This window comes from Chelativorans sp. (assembly GCF_031180965.1).
Taxonomy (GTDB): Bacteria; Pseudomonadota; Alphaproteobacteria; order Rhizobiales; family Rhizobiaceae; genus Chelativorans.
Window position 1 is genome coordinate 46,219 of record NZ_JAPSLH010000004.1, and the last position, 19,941, is coordinate 66,159.

The 19,941-nt window shown below is 65.0% G+C and carries 16 protein-coding genes; 9 read left to right on the top strand and 7 right to left on the bottom strand.

Going from position 1 to position 19,941, the window contains the following annotated elements; translation table 11 throughout:
• Positions 1–97 precede the first annotated feature (97 nt).
• Positions 98–1,156 carry a Fe(3+) ABC transporter substrate-binding protein gene (locus RIN79_RS04225; RefSeq protein ID WP_309083372.1) on the top strand — a complete coding sequence of 353 codons (1,059 nt, stop codon included), beginning with the start codon at positions 98–100 and terminating at the stop codon, positions 1,154–1,156.
• A 68-nt stretch (positions 1,157–1,224) separates the two neighbouring features.
• A complete protein-coding gene (locus RIN79_RS04230; RefSeq protein WP_375165876.1) occupies positions 1,225–2,925 on the top strand; it encodes an ABC transporter permease in 1,701 nt (566 codons plus the stop codon).
• A gap of 220 nt (positions 2,926–3,145) precedes the next feature.
• Here RIN79_RS04230 and RIN79_RS04235 read toward each other — a convergent pair whose 3' ends face one another.
• Positions 3,146–5,104 carry an acetoacetate--CoA ligase gene (locus RIN79_RS04235; RefSeq protein ID WP_309083374.1) on the bottom strand — a complete coding sequence of 653 codons (1,959 nt, stop codon included), beginning with the start codon at positions 5,102–5,104 and terminating at the stop codon, positions 3,146–3,148.
• Between the two features lie 164 nt (positions 5,105–5,268).
• Between RIN79_RS04235 and RIN79_RS04240 the strand changes: the two genes are divergently transcribed.
• Complete coding sequence (locus RIN79_RS04240; protein ID WP_309083375.1) at positions 5,269–7,095, top strand: AsmA-like C-terminal region-containing protein; 1,827 nt, start codon at positions 5,269–5,271, stop codon at positions 7,093–7,095.
• Positions 7,096–7,124: 29 nt separating this feature from the next.
• Here the strand turns inward: RIN79_RS04240 and RIN79_RS04245 are convergent, their stop codons facing one another.
• From RIN79_RS04245 to RIN79_RS04260, 4 genes are all read right to left on the bottom strand, one after another.
• A complete protein-coding gene (locus tag RIN79_RS04245) occupies positions 7,125–7,952 on the bottom strand; it encodes an ABC transporter permease subunit (RefSeq protein ID WP_309083376.1) in 828 nt (275 codons plus the stop codon).
• Positions 7,953–7,954: 2 nt separating this feature from the next.
• Entirely contained in the window at positions 7,955–8,863 is a 909-nt protein-coding gene (locus RIN79_RS04250; RefSeq protein ID WP_309083377.1) for an ABC transporter permease subunit, read from the bottom strand.
• Positions 8,864–8,865: 2 nt separating this feature from the next.
• On the bottom strand, positions 8,866–10,005 hold the full coding sequence (locus tag RIN79_RS04255; RefSeq protein WP_309083378.1) for an ABC transporter ATP-binding protein: 1,140 nt from the start codon (positions 10,003–10,005) through the stop codon (positions 8,866–8,868).
• Between the two features lie 68 nt (positions 10,006–10,073).
• Positions 10,074–11,171: a polyamine ABC transporter substrate-binding protein gene (locus tag RIN79_RS04260; protein ID WP_309083379.1), complete on the bottom strand. Its 1,098-nt coding sequence runs from the start codon at positions 11,169–11,171 to the stop codon at positions 10,074–10,076.
• A 391-nt stretch (positions 11,172–11,562) separates the two neighbouring features.
• Here RIN79_RS04260 and RIN79_RS04265 point away from each other — a divergent pair, with 391 nt between their 5' ends.
• The 4 genes from RIN79_RS04265 (at position 11,563) to RIN79_RS04280 (ending at position 15,177) form a co-directional block, all read left to right on the top strand.
• Positions 11,563–11,928, top strand: coding sequence for a response regulator (locus tag RIN79_RS04265; RefSeq protein ID WP_309083380.1), 366 nt, complete (start codon positions 11,563–11,565; stop codon positions 11,926–11,928).
• Positions 11,929–11,989: 61 nt separating this feature from the next.
• On the top strand, positions 11,990–13,417 hold the full coding sequence (locus RIN79_RS04270; RefSeq protein WP_309083531.1) for a glutamine synthetase family protein: 1,428 nt from the start codon (positions 11,990–11,992) through the stop codon (positions 13,415–13,417).
• 43 nt (positions 13,418–13,460) lie between these two features.
• A complete protein-coding gene (locus RIN79_RS04275; RefSeq protein WP_309083532.1) occupies positions 13,461–13,823 on the top strand; it encodes a four helix bundle protein in 363 nt (120 codons plus the stop codon).
• 82 nt (positions 13,824–13,905) lie between these two features.
• Positions 13,906–15,177 (top strand): FAD-binding oxidoreductase, encoded by a 1,272-nt coding sequence (locus RIN79_RS04280; protein ID WP_309083533.1) that lies wholly within the window; start codon positions 13,906–13,908, stop codon positions 15,175–15,177.
• Between the two features lie 43 nt (positions 15,178–15,220).
• On the opposite strand, the gene RIN79_RS04285 is transcribed toward RIN79_RS04280, so the two are convergent.
• Together RIN79_RS04285 and RIN79_RS04290 are read right to left on the bottom strand one after the other, a co-directional pair.
• A complete protein-coding gene (locus RIN79_RS04285) occupies positions 15,221–15,967 on the bottom strand; it encodes an SDR family oxidoreductase (protein ID WP_309083381.1) in 747 nt (248 codons plus the stop codon).
• Between the two features lie 34 nt (positions 15,968–16,001).
• Positions 16,002–17,474, bottom strand: a complete 1,473-nt coding sequence (locus RIN79_RS04290; RefSeq protein WP_309083382.1) for an aldehyde dehydrogenase family protein — start codon at positions 17,472–17,474, stop codon at positions 16,002–16,004.
• Positions 17,475–17,677: 203 nt separating this feature from the next.
• Here RIN79_RS04290 and zwf point away from each other — a divergent pair, with 203 nt between their 5' ends.
• Both zwf and pgl read left to right on the top strand, forming a co-directional pair.
• A complete protein-coding gene (gene zwf, locus RIN79_RS04295) occupies positions 17,678–19,150 on the top strand; it encodes a glucose-6-phosphate dehydrogenase (protein WP_309083383.1) in 1,473 nt (490 codons plus the stop codon).
• Entirely contained in the window at positions 19,150–19,893 is a 744-nt protein-coding gene (gene pgl / locus RIN79_RS04300) for a 6-phosphogluconolactonase (protein ID WP_309083384.1), read from the top strand. The genes zwf and pgl overlap by 1 nt, the downstream gene beginning before the upstream one ends.
• Positions 19,894–19,941 lie beyond the last annotated feature (48 nt).

Sequence of the window (19,941 nt, forward strand, 5' to 3'; positions counted from 1 at the left end):
ACGCTCTGCGGCTTTTCAACCATTAGGGACCGGCGGATCGGCCTGCTGATCTGCCTTGAACCTTCCTGGGACCTTGTCTCCCGACGGCTAGGAGTGAATGATGCTTTACAGTGCCTCCAATCTGAGGGCGGGTCTGGCGGCTCTTGCTGTCGCCGCCGGCGCCTCCTTCCTTCCCGCCGCGGCGCAAACCGACGGCGTGGTGAATATCTATTCCTACCGGCAGCCCGAGCTCATCCAGCCGATGCTCGACGCCTTCACGAAGGAAACCGGCATCGCCACCGAGGTGCTTTTCCTCGACCAAGGCCTTGAGGATCGCATCGCCGCTGAAGGGGAGAATTCGCCCGCCGACGTCGTGCTGACGGTCGATATCGGCCGCCTGGTCAATGTGAAGGAAAAGGGCGTCACCCAGCCGGTCGACGACCAGACGATCAATGCCAACATTCCAGCCGAGTTCCGCGACCCCGAAGGGCACTGGATCGGCCTTACCACCCGCGGCCGTGTCGTCTACGCGTCCAAGGACCGGGTGCAGCAGGACGAGATCACCTATGAGGAGCTGGCCGACCCGAAGTGGAAGGGCAAGCTCTGCATGCGCAGCGGCCAGCACATGTACAATATCGCCCTCATCGCCTCCATGATCGCCCACCACGGCGAGGAGAAGACGGAGGAGTGGCTGAAGGGCGTCAAGGCCAATCTGGCGCGCAAGCCCGATGGCGGCGACCGCGACCAGGCGCAGGCGATCTTCGCGGGCGAGTGCGACCTTGGCATCGGCAACACCTACTATGTCGGCCTCATGATGAACAACGAGAAGGAGCCGGAGCAGAAGGAATGGGCGAACGCCATCAAGGTGCTGTTCCCCAACGCCAATGACCGCGGCACGCATGTCAACATCTCCGGCATGGCGCTTGCCAAGCATGCGCCGAACAAGGAGAACGCGCTGAAGCTGATGCAATTCCTCACCAGCGACGAGGCGCAGAAGCTCTATGCCGAGAAGAACAACGAATATCCGGTGAAGGCGGGCGTCGAGGTCTCCGACACCGTGAAGTCGTTCGGCGAGATCAAGCCGGACACACTGCCGCTCGCCGAGATCGCGAAGCACCGCAAGGCGGCTTCCGAGATGGTGGACCGCGTCGGCCTCGACGACGGGCCGGCGAGCTGATCTTGCACGGCTGAAGACCGAAAGGCCGGGCCGGCGTGGAGCTGGTCCGGCTTTCCCTTATCCGCAGGATGAGCAGCTTCACCCTCAGGGAGCCGGCCACGGCGCCAGAACCCCTGGCCGGCGGCACGCGCCGCCCGCGCCATCCCTTGGCGCGCCTGGTGGCCGCGCTTGCCGCGGCGATCGCGCTTCTGCCCATCGCCACTGTCGTGCTCGTCGCGCTTTCCGGCGGCAGCGCGGACTGGCCGCATCTGGCGCGCTATGTGCTCCCCCAGGCGGCCGTCACCACGGCAATCCTGCTCTTCCTTGTGGCCATCGGCAGCGGCATCATTGGCGTCGGCTGCGCCTGGCTCATCGTCGCCTATGATTTTCCCTTGCGCCGCGTGCTTGCCTGGGCGCTCGTCCTGCCGCTGGCCGTCCCGCCCTATCTCGCCGCCTATGCGTTTGCCGAGTTTTTCGACTATGTCGGGCCTCTGCAGGGCCTGATCCGGTCCGTCTTCGGCTTCAACAGCCGCGGCGAGTACTGGTTTCCGGAAATCCGCTCGACCGGGGGAGCAGCGGTGGTGATGGTGGCCGTCACTTTCCCCTATGTCTATCTCACGGCGCGCGTCGTCTTCATCATGCAGGGGCGGAACATCGCGGACGTGGCGCGCACTTTGGGGGCCGGGCCCGCGCGCGTCTTCTGGCAAGTGCTCCTGCCGGTTGCCCGGCCGGCGATCGTTGCCGGCATCGCGCTCGTGCTCATGGAAACACTGAACGACATCGGCGCCGTGCAGCATCTGGGCGTGCGCACCCTCACCCTCTCGGTCTACTCCACCTGGCTCAACCGCGGGAGTCTTGAAGGCGCAGCGCAGATCGCGCTGCTCATGCTGTTCCTGGTCCTCGGGCTCCTCGCAGCCGAGCGGATGGCGCGGCACCGGCAGCGTTTCCACGCGACCCGCGCCACGCAGATGAAGGTGCGCCCGCCGCGCCTTCCCCTTTCGGGCTGGCGCGCCTGGGGGGCCACCGCCACGGGCCTTCTGCCGGTCCTTATCGGCTTCGGCATCCCGCTCTTCATCTTTGGCCGATACGCGCTGAACCGGATCGAGCAGTTTGCCGATCCAAGGCTGCGGGAAGCCTTCTTCACCAGCCTCCTCACCGCCCTTACGACCGCGCTCCTGGCGGTGGGCCTGGCGCTGGCGCTTCTTTGTGCTGCGCGCCTAGCACGGTCACGGCAGACGGCAATCCTCCTGCGGCTTGCTGCGATTGGCTACGCGCTGCCAGGCACGATCCTGGCGCTTGGCCTCCTCATCTCGCTTGCCCGTTTCGACAATTTCGTCGACGCGCTGGCGCGCGAATATACGGGCGTTTCGACCGGTCTCATCTTCACGGGATCGGCGGCCGCCGTGGTGCTCGCCTGCGCCATCCGCTTCCTGGCGCTGGCCGAAGGGGCGATCCAGGCGGGCCTCGACAAGCTCCCGCCCCATCTCGACGAGGCGGCGCGCAGCCTTGGCCGGTCTTTCCAGGCCAGCGCCGTCACCGTGCTCCTGCCGCTGCTCAGGCCAGCCATCCTGACCGCCGGGATCCTGGTCTTTGTCGACACGGTGAAGGAGCTTTCCGCGACCATCCTCCTGCGCCCCTTCGGCTTCAACACGCTCGCCACCTACGTCTACGAGAATGCTTCGCGCGGCGTCGTCGAGGATGGCGCGATGGCCGCCCTCGTGATCATTGCCACGGCCATCGTGCCGGTCATCCTGCTTTCCGGACCGCTCACCGCCGACCGCGACGGCTAAAAGAAAGGGCGCCCCTTTGGGCGCCCAAATGAAAGTGCTGTCAAACGGAGCTCGGCGAACTCTCGTGGCCCACCGCAGCGGCACACCAGTCCGTCAAGTTGGGTCCGACTATTGGCCCCAATCCTTAACAGCCGCTTACCAGGGTCAATAAACTTGTAACCACGCCGGACCCCGCGGAATCTCGGTAAATTTCACCGCAAGAGTTCTTTAACCTTTGGCGTCAGCTCTTCAGCTCCTCAAGCTCGCGGAAGAGCTCCAGCGCGTCGGGATTGGCCAGCGCCTCCTTGTTCTTCACCTCCCGGCCATGCACCACATCGCGCACGGCAAGCTCGGTGATCTTGCCCGACTTCGTGCGCGGTATGTCGGCGACGGCAATGATCTTGGCCGGCACGTGCCGGGGACTGGCGCCGGTCCTGATCCGGTCGCGGACCTTCTTCCGCAGCGCTTCGTCAAGGGCGATCCCTTCCGCCAAGCGCACGAAGAGCACCACGCGGACATCGCCCTCCCATTCCTGGCCGATGCAGATCGCCTCGAGGATTTCCGGCAGCTGCTCGACCTGGTTGTAGATCTCGGCCGTACCGATGCGTACGCCGCCTGGATTGAGCGTCGCGTCGGAGCGTCCGTGGATGATGATGCCACGATGCTCCGTCCATTCGGCAAAGTCGCCATGGCACCAGGTGTTCTCGAAGCGATCAAAATAGGCGGAGCGGTATTTCTCGCCGGACGGATCGTTCCAGAAGCCGATGGGCATCGACGGGAAAGCCCCGGTGCAGACCAGTTCGCCCTTGCCGTTCCTCATGGGACGCCCCTCGTCGTCCCAGACCTCGACGGCCATGCCGAGGCCCGGGCCCTGGATTTCGCCGATCCAGACGGGCAGCAGGGGCACGCCCAGGACGAAGCAGGAGACGATGTCCGTGCCGCCGGAGATCGAGGCAAGATGCACGTCCTCCTTGATCGAACGGTAGACGAAGTGAAAGTTTTCCGGCGCAAGCGGCGAGCCGGTCGAGGAAATCACGCGCACGCTCGACAGGTCGTGGGTCTTCGCGGGCTCCAGGCCGGCCTTGCGCACCGCGTCAATGAATTTCGCCGAGGTGCCGAAATAGGTCATCCGCTCGGCCTCGGCGAAATCAAAGAGCATATTGCCGTCCGGATGGAAGGGCGAGCCGTCATAGAGCAGGAGCGTGGCGCCGGAGGCGAGCCCCGAGACCAGCCAATTCCACATCATCCAGCCGCAGGTGGTGAAGTAGAAAAAACGGTCGCCGTCCTTCACGCCGGCATGCAGCCGATGTTCCTTCAGATGCTGGATGAGGGTGCCGCCGGCCGAATGCACGATGCATTTGGGCACCCCTGTCGTGCCCGAGGAGAAGAGGATGTAGAGCGGGTGAGTGAAGGGCAGCCGCTCGAAGGCGAGCGGCGCAGTCGCAAAGGGGGAGAGCGCATCTTCCAGCGCGACAGCCTTTCTGACCCGGAACGCCGCTTCGCGCGCCCGGCCGAGATAGTCGACAATGAGCACCTTCCTGACGCTGGGCAGGGCGGCCACGATCTCGCACGCCTTCTCCTCCACCTTAAAAGCCTTGCCGCCATACCAGTAGCCGTCGGGCGCGATGAACAGCACCGGCTCGATCTGGCCGAAGCGGTCGAGCACGCCCTGGACGCCAAAGTCGGGCGAGCAGGAGGACCAGATGGCGCCGAGCGAAGCGGCGGCGAGCATCGCCGCCACGGTTTCGGGCATGTTCGGCATCATGGCGGCAATGCGGTCGCCGGGTTTCACCCCCTCGGCCCTGAAGAGCTGCTGCAGGCGCGAGACCAGTTCCCGCAACTCGTCCCAGGAGAGGCGCCGCTCCACCTTGTCCTCGCCGCGGAAGACGATCGCATCCCCGGCTCCGGTTTTCCGCAGCAGGTTCTCCGCGAAATTGAGCCTGGCATCGGGAAAGAAGGCTGCGCCCGGCATCCTGTCGCCGTCGATCAGAACGCGCCCGCCGCGCTCGCCGACGATGCCGCAGAAATCCCAGACGAGCGGCCAGAACTCCTCACGACAGTCCACCGACCAGCGATGCAGCTCCCAGTAGTCGGTGAGCGGGCGCCCCGTCCGGCGCGCCGCCTCCTTCATGAAAGCCGTCATCGGCGCCCGTTCGATCTCATCGGTCCCGGGCGTCCATAGCGGCACAGTATGCTCCATCTTCACCTCCGCTGGTCTACCGACGCTTATGCCCCCGCTCGGCGGACCGGGCAAGCACGGCCGAGGCAACTTAACTGCGCCACAAAGGCTTGAAATAGCGGGTCCATCGTTTAAACCCTCGATGGGTGGTTCGGGCCGGAGCGCCGGCCCGCGGGCGAGGATGCATGCCGGTTTCGTTGGCCAGGAGGGGCGTCTGGGCCTTGGGCGCGGTAGCGCTCCTGGCCATACTGGCGGTGGCTGCCCTGCCGCTGATCGCCTCGACCCAGATCGTCCGCGACAGCATCGCCTACCAGATGAGCGCCTGGAGCGGCTACCGGGTACGGCTCGACGACACGCCGCAAATCCGCGTCTGGCCCTCGTTCCAGGCCGTGCTCCACGACGTCACCCTGCTCGACTGGAACGAGACAAATCCGCATATCGTGATCGAGGCGGAGCAGGTGGAGATGGACCTTTCCGCCTTCGCAGCGCTCAGCGGCGACACAGTCTTCACGCGGATGCGGCTCATCCGTCCCGTCCTTCGGCTGCGGGAGGAAGCGGGGCGCCTCCATCTTCCCCCGCCCGAAAGCTGGGGCAGAATCGCGCGCTCGGTAAGCAGCGCAAGGGCGGCAGTGGCGAACGCGCCGGCGGAGCCCGATACCGGCGCACTGCCGGACGACCCGCTCGGCACGATCGAATTCCTCGAAGGGCGGATCGTCGCGGACGCGGGCCAGGAACAGAAAAGCATCATCACCAGCGTCTCCGGGGCGCTTGACTGGCCGGCGCTGAACCGGCAGGCATCGCTGTCGGCGAACGGGATATGGCACGGCGAAACGGTCTCGCTCACCGCGTCCACCACCGAGCCGCTGATCCTGTTAGGAGGCGGCAGTGCGCCGCTCACCTTCTCGCTCGAAGCTGCACCGGGAAGCGCCAGCTTCAGGGGCGCCGCCAGCTTTTCGGGCAGCGGCTTCGTGGACGGCCAGATCGAGCTTGCGACCCCCTCCTTGAGCCGCTTGATGGAATGGGCGCATGCCCGCTCGCCCGTCGCAAGCCGGATCGGCACCTTTTCGGTCTCCGCCCGCGTGCTGGGCGATGCAAAGCGCCTCAAATTCGAGGAGACCGGCCTCAGTCTCGACTCGAGCGCCGGGGCGGGCCTCCTGGACCTCACCTTCGAATCCGGGCGACCGATGATCGCCGGAACGCTTGCCTTCGACACACTCGACCTGCGCACGCTCTTCGATGCTTTCAGCCCGCTTACCGCCGCAGAGGACACTCCCGCCGGCGGTGGCGGCCGCAACATTGACTTCGACCTGCGCTTTTCCGTGGGACGGGCCAGCTTCGGCGACGCCACCCTGACGAATGTGGCCGCCGCGGCCAAGCTGCGCGACGGGCTTGCCGCCATCGATATCTCGGATGCGGCGGGCTTTGAGGGGGCTGTTCAGTTCGGAATGCGCGGCGAGCGCACAGGCGGCGGCAACATCGTCGAGATCAATATGGTCGGCGAGGAGATCGATACCGGCAAGCTTGCCGGCGCGTTCGGCTATGGCCGGTTGGTGCCGCAGGCACGCGGCAGCTTCTCGCTCATGCTGAGGGGCACGGGCGACGATCTGGAGACGGTGCTGCAGACCGCCGAAGGAAAGGCGTCGGCCGTGCTCGGCAACGGCAGCATACCCGGCCTCAGCATCGATGCGTTCCTGCAGCACAGCGCCGCGGGCGACTTCTTCCCGCTTGCCTCTCTTGGCGAGGGCGCGCTCGCCGTCGACCGCGCTTCGGTGAAGGCGACGATCGTCAAGGGGGTGTTGCAACTCGAGACCGCGGCCCTGGAGTCCGGCCCCTACACGATCAGCCTGGACGGCCTGGTGCCCCTGGCCGGCCGGGGTCTTGCGCTCTACGGCGCGCTCGCCGCGCCGGCCGGGACGGACACGCGCTTTACCTCGCCGCTCACCTTCTTCATCGGCGGCTCCTGGGCCGCGCCTTTCGTCGCGTCTTTTTCATCCAGGCTGCCTGGGCAGTGAACGAACGAGCGGGGACGGCCCCCTCCGATTCACCCTTCGCCCCGTTCCCTTGCCAGATTCTCTTCCCGCCGCCTCAGCACGTCGCGGCGCTTGTTGACGATGGACGCCGCAATCACGCCCAGTGCGACGATGCCGATCAGGATGGTCGAGACGGCGTTGATCTCCGGCGTCACGCCAAGCCGCACCTGACTGTAAATTTTCATCGGCAGGGTGGTGGCGCCCGGCCCGGAGGTGAAGCTTGCGATCACCAGATCGTCCAGTGAGAGGGTGAAGGCGAGCATCCAGCCGGAGATCACGGCGGGCATGATGATGGGGAGCGTGACCTGGAAAAATGCCCGCAGGGGTGTCGCGCCCAGATCCATCGCCGCCTCCTCCAGTGAGCGGTCGAACGAAACGAGCCGCGACTGGACGACCACCGCCACGAAGCACATGGAGAAGGTGATGTGCGCAAGGGTCACGGTCACGAAACCGCGGTCGAGCCCGACCGCCACGAAGAGCAGCAGGAGCGAAAGCCCCGTAATCACCTCCGGCATGACCAGCGGCGCGAAGATCAACCCGGAAAAGAGCAGCCGGCCGCGAAAGCGCGTGTAGCGGGTGAGCGCCACCGCAGCCATCGTGCCCAGCACCGTCGCCACCGTGGCGGAGATGAATGCCACGCGCGCCGTCACCCAGGCGGCGTCCATCAGACCGTCATTGGACAGAAGCGAGGCGTACCAGCGGGTGGAAAAGCCGGCCCAGACGGTGACCAGCCGCGACTCGTTGAAGGAATAGACGACGAGCAGGAGGATCGGCAGATAGAGGAACGCAAAGCCGAGTACGATCGCCGCGATGTTGAACCGCCCCCAGGTGCCGCCCATGGCTATGCCCTTTCTCGCGCGCGCGCCTGGGCGCGCTGGAAATAGACGATCGGCGCCACGAGAATGAGGAGCAGGATGACGGCGACAGCGGAAGACACCGGCCAGTCGCGGTTGGAGAAGAACTCGCTCCACAGCGTCTTGCCGATCATCAAGGTCCCGGAGCCGCCGAGCAGGTCCGGGATGACGAATTCGCCGACGGCCGGAATGAAGACCAGCATGGAACCGGCCACCACACCCGGAAGGGAGAGCGGGAGCGTGATCTTCCAGAAGGCGGCGATCGGCGTGCAGCCGAGATCCTGTGCTGCCTCGATGAGCGTGTAGTCCATCTTCTCTAGCGTGGCGTAGAGCGGCAGGACCATGAAGGGAAGGTAGGAATAGACGATGCCGATATAGATGGCCGTCGTTGTGTTGATGATGACAAGCGGCTGGTCGATGACCCCGAGGAAAAGCAGCAGCTGGTTGAGCAGCCCTTCGGGCTTGAGGATGCCGATCCAGGCATAGACGCGGATGAGGAAGCTTGTCCAGAAGGGCAGGATGACCAGCATCAGCAGCACCGGCCGGAGAGCGAGCGGCGCCCGCGCCATCCCGTGGGCAATGGGATAGCCGATCAACAAAGTGAGTATGGTCGAAACGGCGGCGATCCAAAGGCTCGAAAGATAGGCGTTCAGATAGAGCGGGTCGCCGAGGAGCCACAGATAGTTCTCGAAGGAGAGCTCGCGCAGGTTCCGCACTAGGCCGGCAAAGCCCTCATCCAGGCCGAAGACCGGCAGATAGGGCGGGATGGCCACCGCCGTCTGCGAGAGCGATATCTTCAGGACGATGAAGAACGGGACGAGGAAGAAGACGAACAGCCAAAGATAGGGCACCGCAATGACGAGCCGGCTGCCGAGAGCGGAGAAGAGCCTGCCCATCTTCAACTCGTCAGCAGGACGCCGGCATCGGCCGGAAAAGAGATCCAGGCGCGGTCGTGCCAGGTCAGCGCGTCTTCCAGCCGGCGCTGGCTGTTCATCATGCTCGCCTTGATGATCCGGCCGTCATCCAGCTTCACATTGTAGACCGTCATGTCGCCGAGATAGGCGATGTCCCAGATCTCGCCCTCCAGCACATTTGCCGCTTCGGGCGGGCGCTCGCGCGTGACGCGCATTTTTTCCGGGCGGACGGCGAGCCACACCGTGCCGCCTGGCGCCGCTGCAGGCGCTTCGCCGACCAGAAGGGGAGCGCCGCTCCTGTCCCTGATCTCGGCCGCGCCGCCATCCGCCTTCACGAGAACGCCCTCGAACATGTTGATCGAGCCGACGAAGCCGGCGACGAAACGGGAGGCCGGCGCTTCGTAGATTTCCGCCGGCGTTGCCACCTGCATGACGCGGCCCTTTTCCATGACGGCGATGCGGTCGGCCATCGTCATCGCCTCTTCCTGGTCGTGGGTGACGACGATGAAGGTGAGGCCGAGTTCGTGCTGCAGGTCCATCAGCTCGAACTGCGTCTCTTCCCGCAGCTTCTTGTCCAGCGCCCCCAAGGGCTCGTCCAGAAGCAGGACCTTCGGCCGCTTTGCCAGCGAGCGCGCGAGCGCGACGCGCTGGCGCTGCCCGCCGGAGAGCTGGTGCGGCCTGCGCTTGGCGAACGGCTCCAGCTGGACCAGCTTCAGCATCTGCGCCACGCGCTCGGCGATCTCGCCCTTCTGCATGCCGTCCTGCTTCAGGCCGAAGGCGATGTTCGACGCCACATCCATATGCGGGAAGAGGGCGTAGGACTGGAACATCATGTTGACGGGACGGCGGTAAGGCGGAACCCCCCGCAGATCCTGCCCGTCGAGCAGGACGCGGCCAGAAGTCGGGTGCTCGAAGCCGGCGAGCATGCGCAGCAAAGTCGTCTTCCCGCAGCCGGACGCGCCAAGGAGGGCGAAGAACTCCCGCTCGTAGATCGTCAGCGAGAGGTCGTCCACGGCGATGAAGTCGCCGAAGCGCTTTGTGACGTTCTCGAAGCGGATATACGGCTTTGCGTCGGGATCCGCCCAGGGCGCAAAGCTCCTGCGCGTGCTGCCCAGCGATTGCATGGCATGCTCCGTTGTTCCGGCTGCCGAAGCGCCGCGAAGGCCCGGCAAGCCGCCGGGCCGACCGGCCTTTACTGCCCGGTGACGACCTTGGTCCACAAGCGGGTGATCAGGCGCTGCTCGCGCGCGCCGTAGGGCAGGCCGGTGAACAGCTTGGAGAGCGTCGCCTCGTCGGGATAGACCGCCGGATCGTCGAGGACTTCCGGATCCAGAAACTGCTGCGAGGCCTTGTTGCCATTGGCGTAGAAGACGTAGTTCGACGCCTTGGCGATGACCTGCGGCCGCATCATGTAGTTGATGAATTCGTGCGCCTCCTCCACATGGGGCGCATCGACGGGAATGGCCATCTGGTCGAACCACATCTGCGCCCCTTCCTTCGGAATGGAATAGGCGATCTCGACGCCCTGGCCCGCCTCCGCGGCGCGGTCTCGCGCCTGGAAAATGTCGCCGGAATAGCCGACCGCCACGCAGATATCGCCGTTGGCGAGGGCGTTTATGTATTCGGAGGAGTGGAACTTGCGGATGTGCGGCCGCACCGACAGAAGCAGCGCCTCCACCTTCTCCAAATCCTCGGGGGCGCCGCTGTTCGGGTCGAGGCCCAGATAGTTCAGCGCCGGATGCACGATCTCCGATGATGCGTCAAGCATGTGAACACCGCAGCCGGCAAGCTTGGAAATGACTTCCGGCTTGAACACAGCGTCCCAGGAATCGATCGTGTCGGTTCCGAGCGCCTCCTTCACCTTGGCCTTGTTGTAGCCGATGCCGGTCGTGCCCCACATGTAATTGACGGAATATTCGTTGCCGGGATCGTAGACGGCCGTCCGCTCGAGCACGAAATCCCACATATTGCCGAGGTTGGTCAGCTTCGACTTGTCGAGCTTCTGGAAGACGCCCGCCTGGATCTGGCGGCCCAGGAATTCCCCAGAGGGCACCACAACGTCATAGCCCGTGCCGCCAGCCAGCAGCTTTGTCTCGACGATCTCGTTGGAATCAAAGACGTCGTAGACGACCTTGATGCCGGTTTCGGCCGTGAACTCCTCGAGGATCGATTCGTCTATGTAGTCGGACCAATTGTAGACATGGACGGTGCGCTCCTGCGCAAAGGCTGCTGAGCAGAGCATCGCCGCGGCAATGGAAACGGCGGAAAGCAATCCAGCTTTTCGGTTCATGAAGAGTCTCCCATTGTCGACCAGTTTCGGCCCGCCTCCCGCCCTCGGGAAACCGGGATGTGCAGGCAAGCCTATTGTCGATTGCCAGGTGCGACAAGCGGGAAAACCGACGCAGGGAGAATGGAATCCACCCGTTTGGCCGTGATGTCCTCCCCGCTTGTGGGGATGCAGCTGCGCCGCCGCTACCCGGCACGTACGGGCGCGAATCGCGTACCCCGAACGATTATGCGGGTTGACATTGCCGACCCGTTCGCGAGTATGCCGCGGCTCGGCGCAACCATGCATTGAAAGCTGCGCAGAGCTCGAACGCGGTGCGAGGAGGAGCATGCGACGAAACGGCCTTGGGGGTTCAGGCCGCAGCACCCCTTTTTTCAATGGCGCAGCACCAGGCATGGTCCTTGTGGTTGCTGCCTCGCCGATCAACCGGATCGTGATCTCGCGCACGATCGAGCGCGCCGGCATGAGGGCCACCACGACCAGCCCCGAGACGGCCCTCGACGCACTCGGCGAGCGCCGGCCCGCGATGGTCATCGTGGACGAAGGAGGCCAGGAGGGACTGCTGACGCTCCTTTTCGGCGAGATCGCACGCCTGCGCGCGGGGGATGCCGGCCTGCCTCGCGTCGTCCTTGTCGTCGAACCTTCACAGCAGCGCGGCAAATCCTATGGCGGCATCGTCGATGCAGTCGTGGTGAAGCCGCTGACGCCCGAAGGACTGCAGCCGATCGTCCAGCGGCTGGCGGACAACGGCAAGCGCTAGGCCTTCCCTTTCCGTTTCGAGCCGGTCTATAGTCGGCCAATACAGCAAATTCTGGTGATTGATGTTGGAGAATAGGAAGGCGGGCCGAGCCGGCAGAGGCGGCGCCCGTACGCCTGCGTTTCTTAAAAACCTGCGCGGCGTAAAGGACTGGAAGGAAGCCACCTCCTGGCTCGAATGGCGGGGCATCGAGGATATAGAGTGCATTGCGCCGGACCAAGCCGGCGTCGCGCGGGGCAAGATGATGCCCTCGAAGAAATTCACCTCCAACACCTCGCTTGCCCTGCCCTCCGCCGTCTTCATGGCGACGATCTCCGGAGAATACCCGGAGAACGGGAATGGCTTCACCTATCCGGAGGATGACGGCGACCTGAAGCTTGTGCCTGATCTGTCAACGCTCTCCGCAGTACCCTGGGAGTCGGACCCCACCGCTCAGGTCATCTGCGATCTCGTGCATCAGGACGGCCGCGACGTGGAGTTCAGTCCGCGCGCCGTCCTGAAACGGGTCGTGGCGAAATATGCCGAGCAGGGCCTGAAGCCCATCGTGGCGCCGGAAATCGAGTTCTATCTGGTGCACAAGAACCCCGATCCGGACTACCCCCTGACGCCGCCCGTCGGCCGCTCGGGCAGGCCGATCGGCGGCGGCCAGGGCTATTCCATCGCCGGCGTCAACGAGTTCGACGAGCTCATCGACGACATCTACCATTTCTCAGAGTCACAGGGCTTGGAGATCGACACGCTGATCCACGAGGAGGGCGCGGGACAGCTCGAGATCAATCTGCGCCACGGCGATCCGGTGGAGCTGGCCGACCAGGTCTTTCTCTTCAAGCGCACCATCCGCGAGGCGGCGCTGAAGCATGATATGTATGCCACCTTCATGTCCAAGCCCATCCAGGGGCAGCCGGGCTCGGCCATGCATATCCATCAGTCTCTGGTCTCGGCCCGCACTGGGCGCAACGTCTTCTCCGACGCAAAGGGGGATGAGACGGAGATCTTCCAACATTTCGTGGGCGGGCTGCAGCGGCACATCCCGAATGCGCTCATCATGCTCGCGCCCTATGTTAATTCCTATCGCCGCCTGGTGCAGGGCGGCTCGGCCCCGGTCAACACTCGCTGGGGCTACGATAACCGCACGACCGCATTCCGCGTGCCGCGCTCCGATCCTGCCTCCCGACGGGTCGAGAACCGCATCCCCTCCTCCGATGCCAACCCGTATCTTTCGCTCGCTGCCTCGCTCGCCTGCGGCCTGATAGGCATCCTCGAAAAGATCAAGCCGGACGCGCCGGCGGTGACCGCGGTCAACACCAACCTCATCGAGCTGCCGCGGGGGCTCCTGGAAGCCGTCGCCCTTTTCGAAGCCGACACCACGCTGCGCGAGATCTTGGGCGAGAGCTTCGCCAGCACCTACGCCGCCATCAAGCGGGCCGAGTTCGAGACCTTCATGAAGGTCATCAGCCCCTGGGAGCGGGAGTATTTGCTGCTCAATGTGTGAGATAAGGGCAGTAGGGCAGTAGGGCAGTAGGGAAAGAATGCCGATGCCGATCGATTCGTACAAGGACCTGGTCGTCTGGCAGCAGGCAATGGATTTGGCTGTCGCAGCCTATGGCCTGACACGAAATTGGCCAAAAGACGAATTGTACGGCCTGACGGCCCAAGTGCGTAGGGCTGCAAGTTCAGTGCCGGCAAATATTGCGGAAGGCTACGGGCGCGAGAACCGCGGCTCGTACCAGCAGTTCCTTAGAATTGCGCAAGGGTCACTAAAGGAGCTGGAGACGCATCTCCTGATTGCGCAACGCGTCGGGATCGTTCCAACCGAAGCCACTGCAGAGCTGATGGCTGATAGCGAGAGCGTCGGAAAGCTCTTGCGCCTTCTGATCCGCAAACTCGCTGATGAGTAGCACTCCTACTGCCCTACTGCCCTACTGCCCTACTGCCCTACTGCCCTACTGCCCCACTCCCCAAACCCGACCGCTATCGCTCATGATCTCCCCCGGCTACTCCTGGTATGAGGCGACGGTCGGCGAGCGGCCGGAATACCCGCCGCTCGAGGGCGACATCAGGGCCGACGTGGCAATCGTAGGTGGCGGGTTCACCGGCCTGTCGGCGGCGGCGCACCTCGCAAAGGCGGGCGTCGACGTCGTGCTTGTCGAGGCCAATCGAGTGGGCGACGGCGCCTCGGGCCGCAATGGCGGCCAGCTCGGAACCGGTCAAAGGGACTGGCCGGAGGAGCTCGAAACCGAGCTCGGCTTCGCCCGCTCGAAGGCGCTGTTCGACCTAGCGGAGGAGGCGAAAGCGCATCTCCTCGAATTCGCGCAGGCAAACGGCATCGAGATCGACTATGTGGCCGGCCACCTCTCGGTGGCGCATAAGCGGCGCTATGTGGATGCGTATCGGGCGCATGCGGACATCATGCGCGAGCGCTATTCCTACCCGCATATCAAGTTCATGGATGCGAAGGAGACCGCCGAGCGCCTGGGCTCGACCCGCTATTTCGGCGGCGTCCGCGACACCGGAACGGGCCATATCCATCCGCTGAAACTGGTGGTCGGCACGGCAAGAGTAGCCGCCGCGGCCGGCGCTCGGCTCTTCGAGCATACGAAGGCGACGGGGCTTTCTTCAGCGGGCGGAAAAGTGCAGGTCGCCACGTCCCGCGGGATCGTGACGGCGGACAAGTGCCTCGTGGCCACCGACGCCTATGATGCCGATCTGGAGCCGACCACCGCCGCCCACCTCTTGCCGATCGGCTCATTCATCGGCGCCACGGTGCCGCTCGGCGATGACAGCCGGGTGCTGCCCGGCGGCGAAAGCGTGGACGATTCCCGCTTCGTCGTCCGCTATTTCCGCAGGTCCACGGATGGGCGGCTGCTTTTCGGCGGACGCGAGGTCTATTCACGGGCAAGCCCGAGGGAGATCAGGGCGCAGATCGGGCGCCAGATCGCCGACGTATATCCCTTTCTCAGGAATGTGGAGATCACCCATGCCTGGGGCGGCTTCGTGGGCATCACCATGCCGCGCCGGCTCTTCGTGCGCGAGGTGATGCCCAATGTGATCGCCGCCGGCGGCTATTCCGGCCATGGCGTGATGCTCGCCAATTTCATGGGCCGGCTCTATGCCGAGGCGGTCGCCGGCAATCGCGACCGGCTGAAGCTCTTGGAAGATTTGAGGATCCCGCCCTTTCCCGGGGGGCCGCGCCTCCGCCACGCGCTGCTCTTCCTGGCTCTCAACTGGTACGCGCTGCGCGACCGAATCTAGGCTGACGGATCTGCCGCTTCACACCTCCTTGGCGAGGAGGACGTCAGACGCATCGGCCGCCATCCACCTCGAGCGCCACGCCGGTGATGAACTCTGCCTCATCGGAGACGAGCCACAGGGCCGCATTGGCGATATCGAGCGGCTGCGACAGGCGGCCAAGCGGAACGGTGGCGCGGAACTGGGCGCGCCGCTCCGGCGTGTCCTCGCCCAGGAAAAGACCAAGCATCCCGGTCTCGCCGGCAACCGGACACAGGCAATTGACGCGGATTTTCCTCGGCGCCAGTTCCACGGCCATGGACTTGGTGGCGGTGATCGCCCAGCCCTTCGAGGCATTGTACCAGGTGAGGCCGGGACGAGGCCTCAGGCCCGCGGTCGACGCGGTGGTGAGGATGCATCCGCCGCCCTGCGCCTCCATCACCGGCACCACGGCCAGCGCGGCGTAATAGATCGCCTTCATGTTGACGGCGGTGATCCGGTCGAAGGTCTGCTCATCCACCTCGAGCATGTCGCCATTGCGGTGGCTGTAGCCGGCATTGTTGACCATGATGTCGACGCGCCCATGCGCATTCATCGCCGCTGCAATCATCTCTTCGACAGCGGCTTTTTGCGAGACATCGACGGCTAGGGGCAGCGCCGCCGAGCCGATCTCCTTCGCCACCCGTTCGGCGCCCTCGCCGTTCAGGTCCGCGATCACGACCTTCGCCCCCTCGTCCGCGAAGCGCCGGGCCATGGCCTCGCCGAAGCCCGACGCGGCACCTGTGATGACTGCTACCTTGTCCTTGAGCCGCAATGCTCCGCCCTCCCCTTCTCTCCATGTCCTGACATCAGCCGTGATTGAACACGATGGTCTTGGTGGCCGACATGTCGAAGAGCGCCTCGAAGCCCTTCTCGCGGCCATGGCCGGATTTCTTGAAGCCGCCGAAGGGCAGTTCAACGCCGCCGCCCGCGCCATAGGCGTTCACATAGACTTGCCCGGCGCGGACGCGCTTGGCCACCCGATGCTGGCGGGCGCCGTCACGCGTCCAAACGCCGGCCACGAGCCCGTATTCCGTATGGTTGGCAAGGCGCACCGCTTCCGCCTCATCCTCGAAGGGGAACAGCGAGAGCACCGGCCCAAAGACCTCTTCCTGAGCCAGCGCCGAATCCGGATCCACCTCTCCGAAAAGCACGGGCGCGTAGTAGAAGCCGGACTGCGGCGCGCCCGGATCGATGCGGCCGCGCGACAGGACAGGCAGGCCGGTCTCTTCGGCGGCGCGCACATAGGCTTCGACGCGCTGTTTCTGGGCGAGGGTTATGAGCGGCCCCAGATCGAGATCCGCATCGTGCGGGCCGGCGGTGAGCGCGGCGAACCGCTCGGCAAGCGCGGCGGCAAGCTTTTCGTAGATCGGCTTCTCGATCAGCACGCGGCTGCCGGCCGAGCATGTCTGGCCGCCATTCTGGATGATGGCGTTCACCAGCACCGGCAGGGCGGCGTCGAGGTCAGCATCGGCGAAAACGATCTGCGGAGACTTGCCGCCGAGCTCCATTGTCACGCCGCGATTGTTGATGGCAGCAGCCTGCTGGATGGCGGTCCCGGTCGCGGGCGAGCCGGTGAAGGTGACGTAGTCGACCATCGGATGCGCCGAAACCGCCGCGCCCGCCGTGCCGCCATAGCCCGTCACCACATTGAACACGCCGGCCGGAATTCCCGCCTCCAGCGCCAGCTCGGCAATGCGGATCGTGGTGAGCGAGGCATCCTCCGCCGGCTTGACCACCAAGGTATTGCCCATGGCGAGCGCTGCCCCCGCCACGCGGGCGAGGATCTGCAGGGGATAGTTCCAGGGAATGATCCCGGCGACCACGCCATGCGGCTCGCGCAGGGTGAGCGCGGTGTAGCCTTCCAGAAAGGGAATGGTGTCGCCGTGGATCTTGTCCGCCGCGCCGCCATAGAACTCGTAATAACGGAGCGCGGCGGCGACATCGGCCTTGCCCTGGCGGATCGGCTTTCCGGTATCGCGCGATTCGAGCGCGGCGAGTTCCTCCGCGTTCTTCTCCACCAGCAGGCCGAGCCGCGTCAGGCAGCGGCCACGCTCGAACGCCGGCATGCGGCTCCATGGCCCGTCAAAGGCGGCGCGCGCCGCACGCATGGCGCGGTCCACATCGGCCGCACCCGATGCGGGAATGGAGGCGAAAACCCGGCCGTCCGACGGGCAGACGACGTCGATCCTCTCGCCGGACAGCGCGTCCATCGGCCGGCCCTCGATCACCTGCATGAAGGCGCGTCCTTCGGCCACCGTTCTCGATAGGTGAGTGCCCATACTTCCGCTCCAGTTGCGCGCGAGCCGAGACCAGGAAAAGGTCATCGTGCTTGCATGCTCTCGGCATAAGCCTATCTTGCGCGCCCAGATGCGGAAAGGCCGCTTTTTTGCTGCGCTGCGGCAAAAAGGCGGCAGGCAGCCTCTGGCGCTGCTAAATCGATTAGACTATCTAGCGGCCACGGCGAGGAATGGACGCAAAGCGGATGACGAGCCAGACAATACCGGTCGAACCCTTCGATATCGTGGTCTTCGGGGCCACGGGCGACCTGTGCGAACGCAAGCTCTTGCCTGCGCTGTATCAGCGCCAGCGCGCCGGCCAGTTCAGCGAGCCGACGCGAATCATCGGCTCCTCCCGGTCGGAATTCAGCAACGAGCAGTACCGGGCGCTGGCCAAGGAGGCGATCCAGGCCCATGTGGCCGAGGCGGAGATCGAGGGCGGCGAGCTCGAGCGCTTCCTTGCCAGGGTTTCTTATGTTTCGGCGGACGGCACGACTGGCCGAGGTTTCGAGGAGCTCAAGGCCGCCATCGGCGAGAGCCCGCATGTGCAAGCCTTCTATCTCGCGGTGGCGCCCACGCTTTTCGGCGATATCGTCGACAAGATCGACAAGTTCGGCTTGGCCAGCCCATCCTCCCGCGTGATCGTGGAAAAGCCGATCGGGCGCAGCCTTGAGACTGCGCGCGAGGTGAACAACGCGATCGGCCGCGTGTTCGACGAAACGCGCATCTTCCGCATCGACCACTACCTCGGCAAGGAGACGGTGCAGAACCTGATGGCGCTGCGCTTCGCCAACGCGCTCTATGAGCCGCTGTGGAACTCGGCCCATGTGGACCATGTGCAGATCACGGTGGCCGAGTCGGTCGGGCTCGAAGGCCGCGCCGACTATTACGACAAGGCCGGCGCGCTGCGCGACATGGTGCAGAACCATATCATGCAGCTCCTCTGCCTCGTGGCCATGGAGGTGCCCTCCTCGCTCGATGCCGACGCCGTGCGCGACGAGAAGCTGAAAGTGCTGCGGGCGCTGAAGCCCATCAACGCACTCAACGCGGAGCGGGTCACTGTGCGCGGGCAGTATCGCGCCGGCGCCTCCAATGGCGGCGCGGTGAAGGGCTATCTCGAGGAGCTTTCGGGCGGCGTCAGCGATACGGAAACCTTCGTCGCCCTAAAGGCGGAGATCGGCAACTGGCGCTGGTCGGGCGTTCCCTTCTACCTGCGCACCGGAAAGCGCATGGCGACGCGCGTCTCGGAGATCGTCATCGAGTTCAAGCCGATCCCGCATTCCATCTTCGGCGAGGCGGCAGGACGCATCTTCGCCAACCAGCTGGTCATCCGCCTGCAGCCGAACGAGGGCGTGAAGCAGTGGATCATGATCAAGGATCCTGGACCGGGCGGGATGCGGCTGCGCCAGATCCCGCTCGACATGAGCTTTGCCGAATCCTTCCACGAGCGGAATCCGGATGCCTATGAAAGGCTGATCATGGATGTGATCCGGGGCAACCAGACGCTGTTCATGCGCCGCGACGAGGTGGAAGCAGCCTGGCAATGGATCGACCCGATCGTGGCCGCCTGGGAGGAACGCGGCCAGACCGTCCAGTCCTACACGGCCGGCACATGGGGACCTTCGGCTTCCATCGCCCTTATCGAGCGTGACGGCCGGACCTGGCACGAGAGCTTTTGATGGCGAATGTAATCTGGCACGAATTCCCGGCGAGCGAGGCCCTCGCCGAGGCGCTGGCGGACGCGGTGGCGCGCAGCCTCGCCGAGGCATTGGAGACGCGTGGGCAGGCAGGCCTCGCCGTTTCCGGCGGCAACACGCCGGTCGCCTTCTTCCAGGCGCTTTCCCGCAAGGATCTGGACTGGCCGCGGGTGACCGTGACGCTCGTAGACGAGCGCTTCGTGCCGCCGTCCTCGGAGCGCTCCAATGCCGCGCTCGCCGCACAGCACCTTCTGCAAAACGAGGCGGCGCAGGCCAGGTTCGTTGGCCTCCATCACGACCTACAGACAGTGGAGGAAGCGGCCGACAGGGCGGATGAGGATATCGGCAGGATCCCCCTGCCCCTCGATGCGGCGGTGCTCGGTATGGGGCTCGACGGCCACACCGCATCCTTCTTCCCGGACGCGGAAGACATCGCGCTGAAGCTCGGGGTCGATGATCGACGCGTGTTGCCGATCCATGCCAGGAGCGCGGGCGAGCCGCGGCTCACGCTTTCCGTGCCCCTCATCTGCAAGGCCCGCCTCCTCACCCTCCATATTGAGGGCGAAGAGAAGCGCAGGGTGATCGAGGCGGCACTCGCCGAAGAGGCGGGCGCAAAGCTGCCCGTCCGCGTCGTCGTGGAACAGGCGGGCGAGCCTGTCCATATCTACTGGGCGCCGAACGCGGCAAGCACTCCGTCCGGCGCACCGACAGCACCGACATCTTGAGCATAACGGCCGGAGCCCGATCGGGCACCTGCCGCGACAGGACGAAAG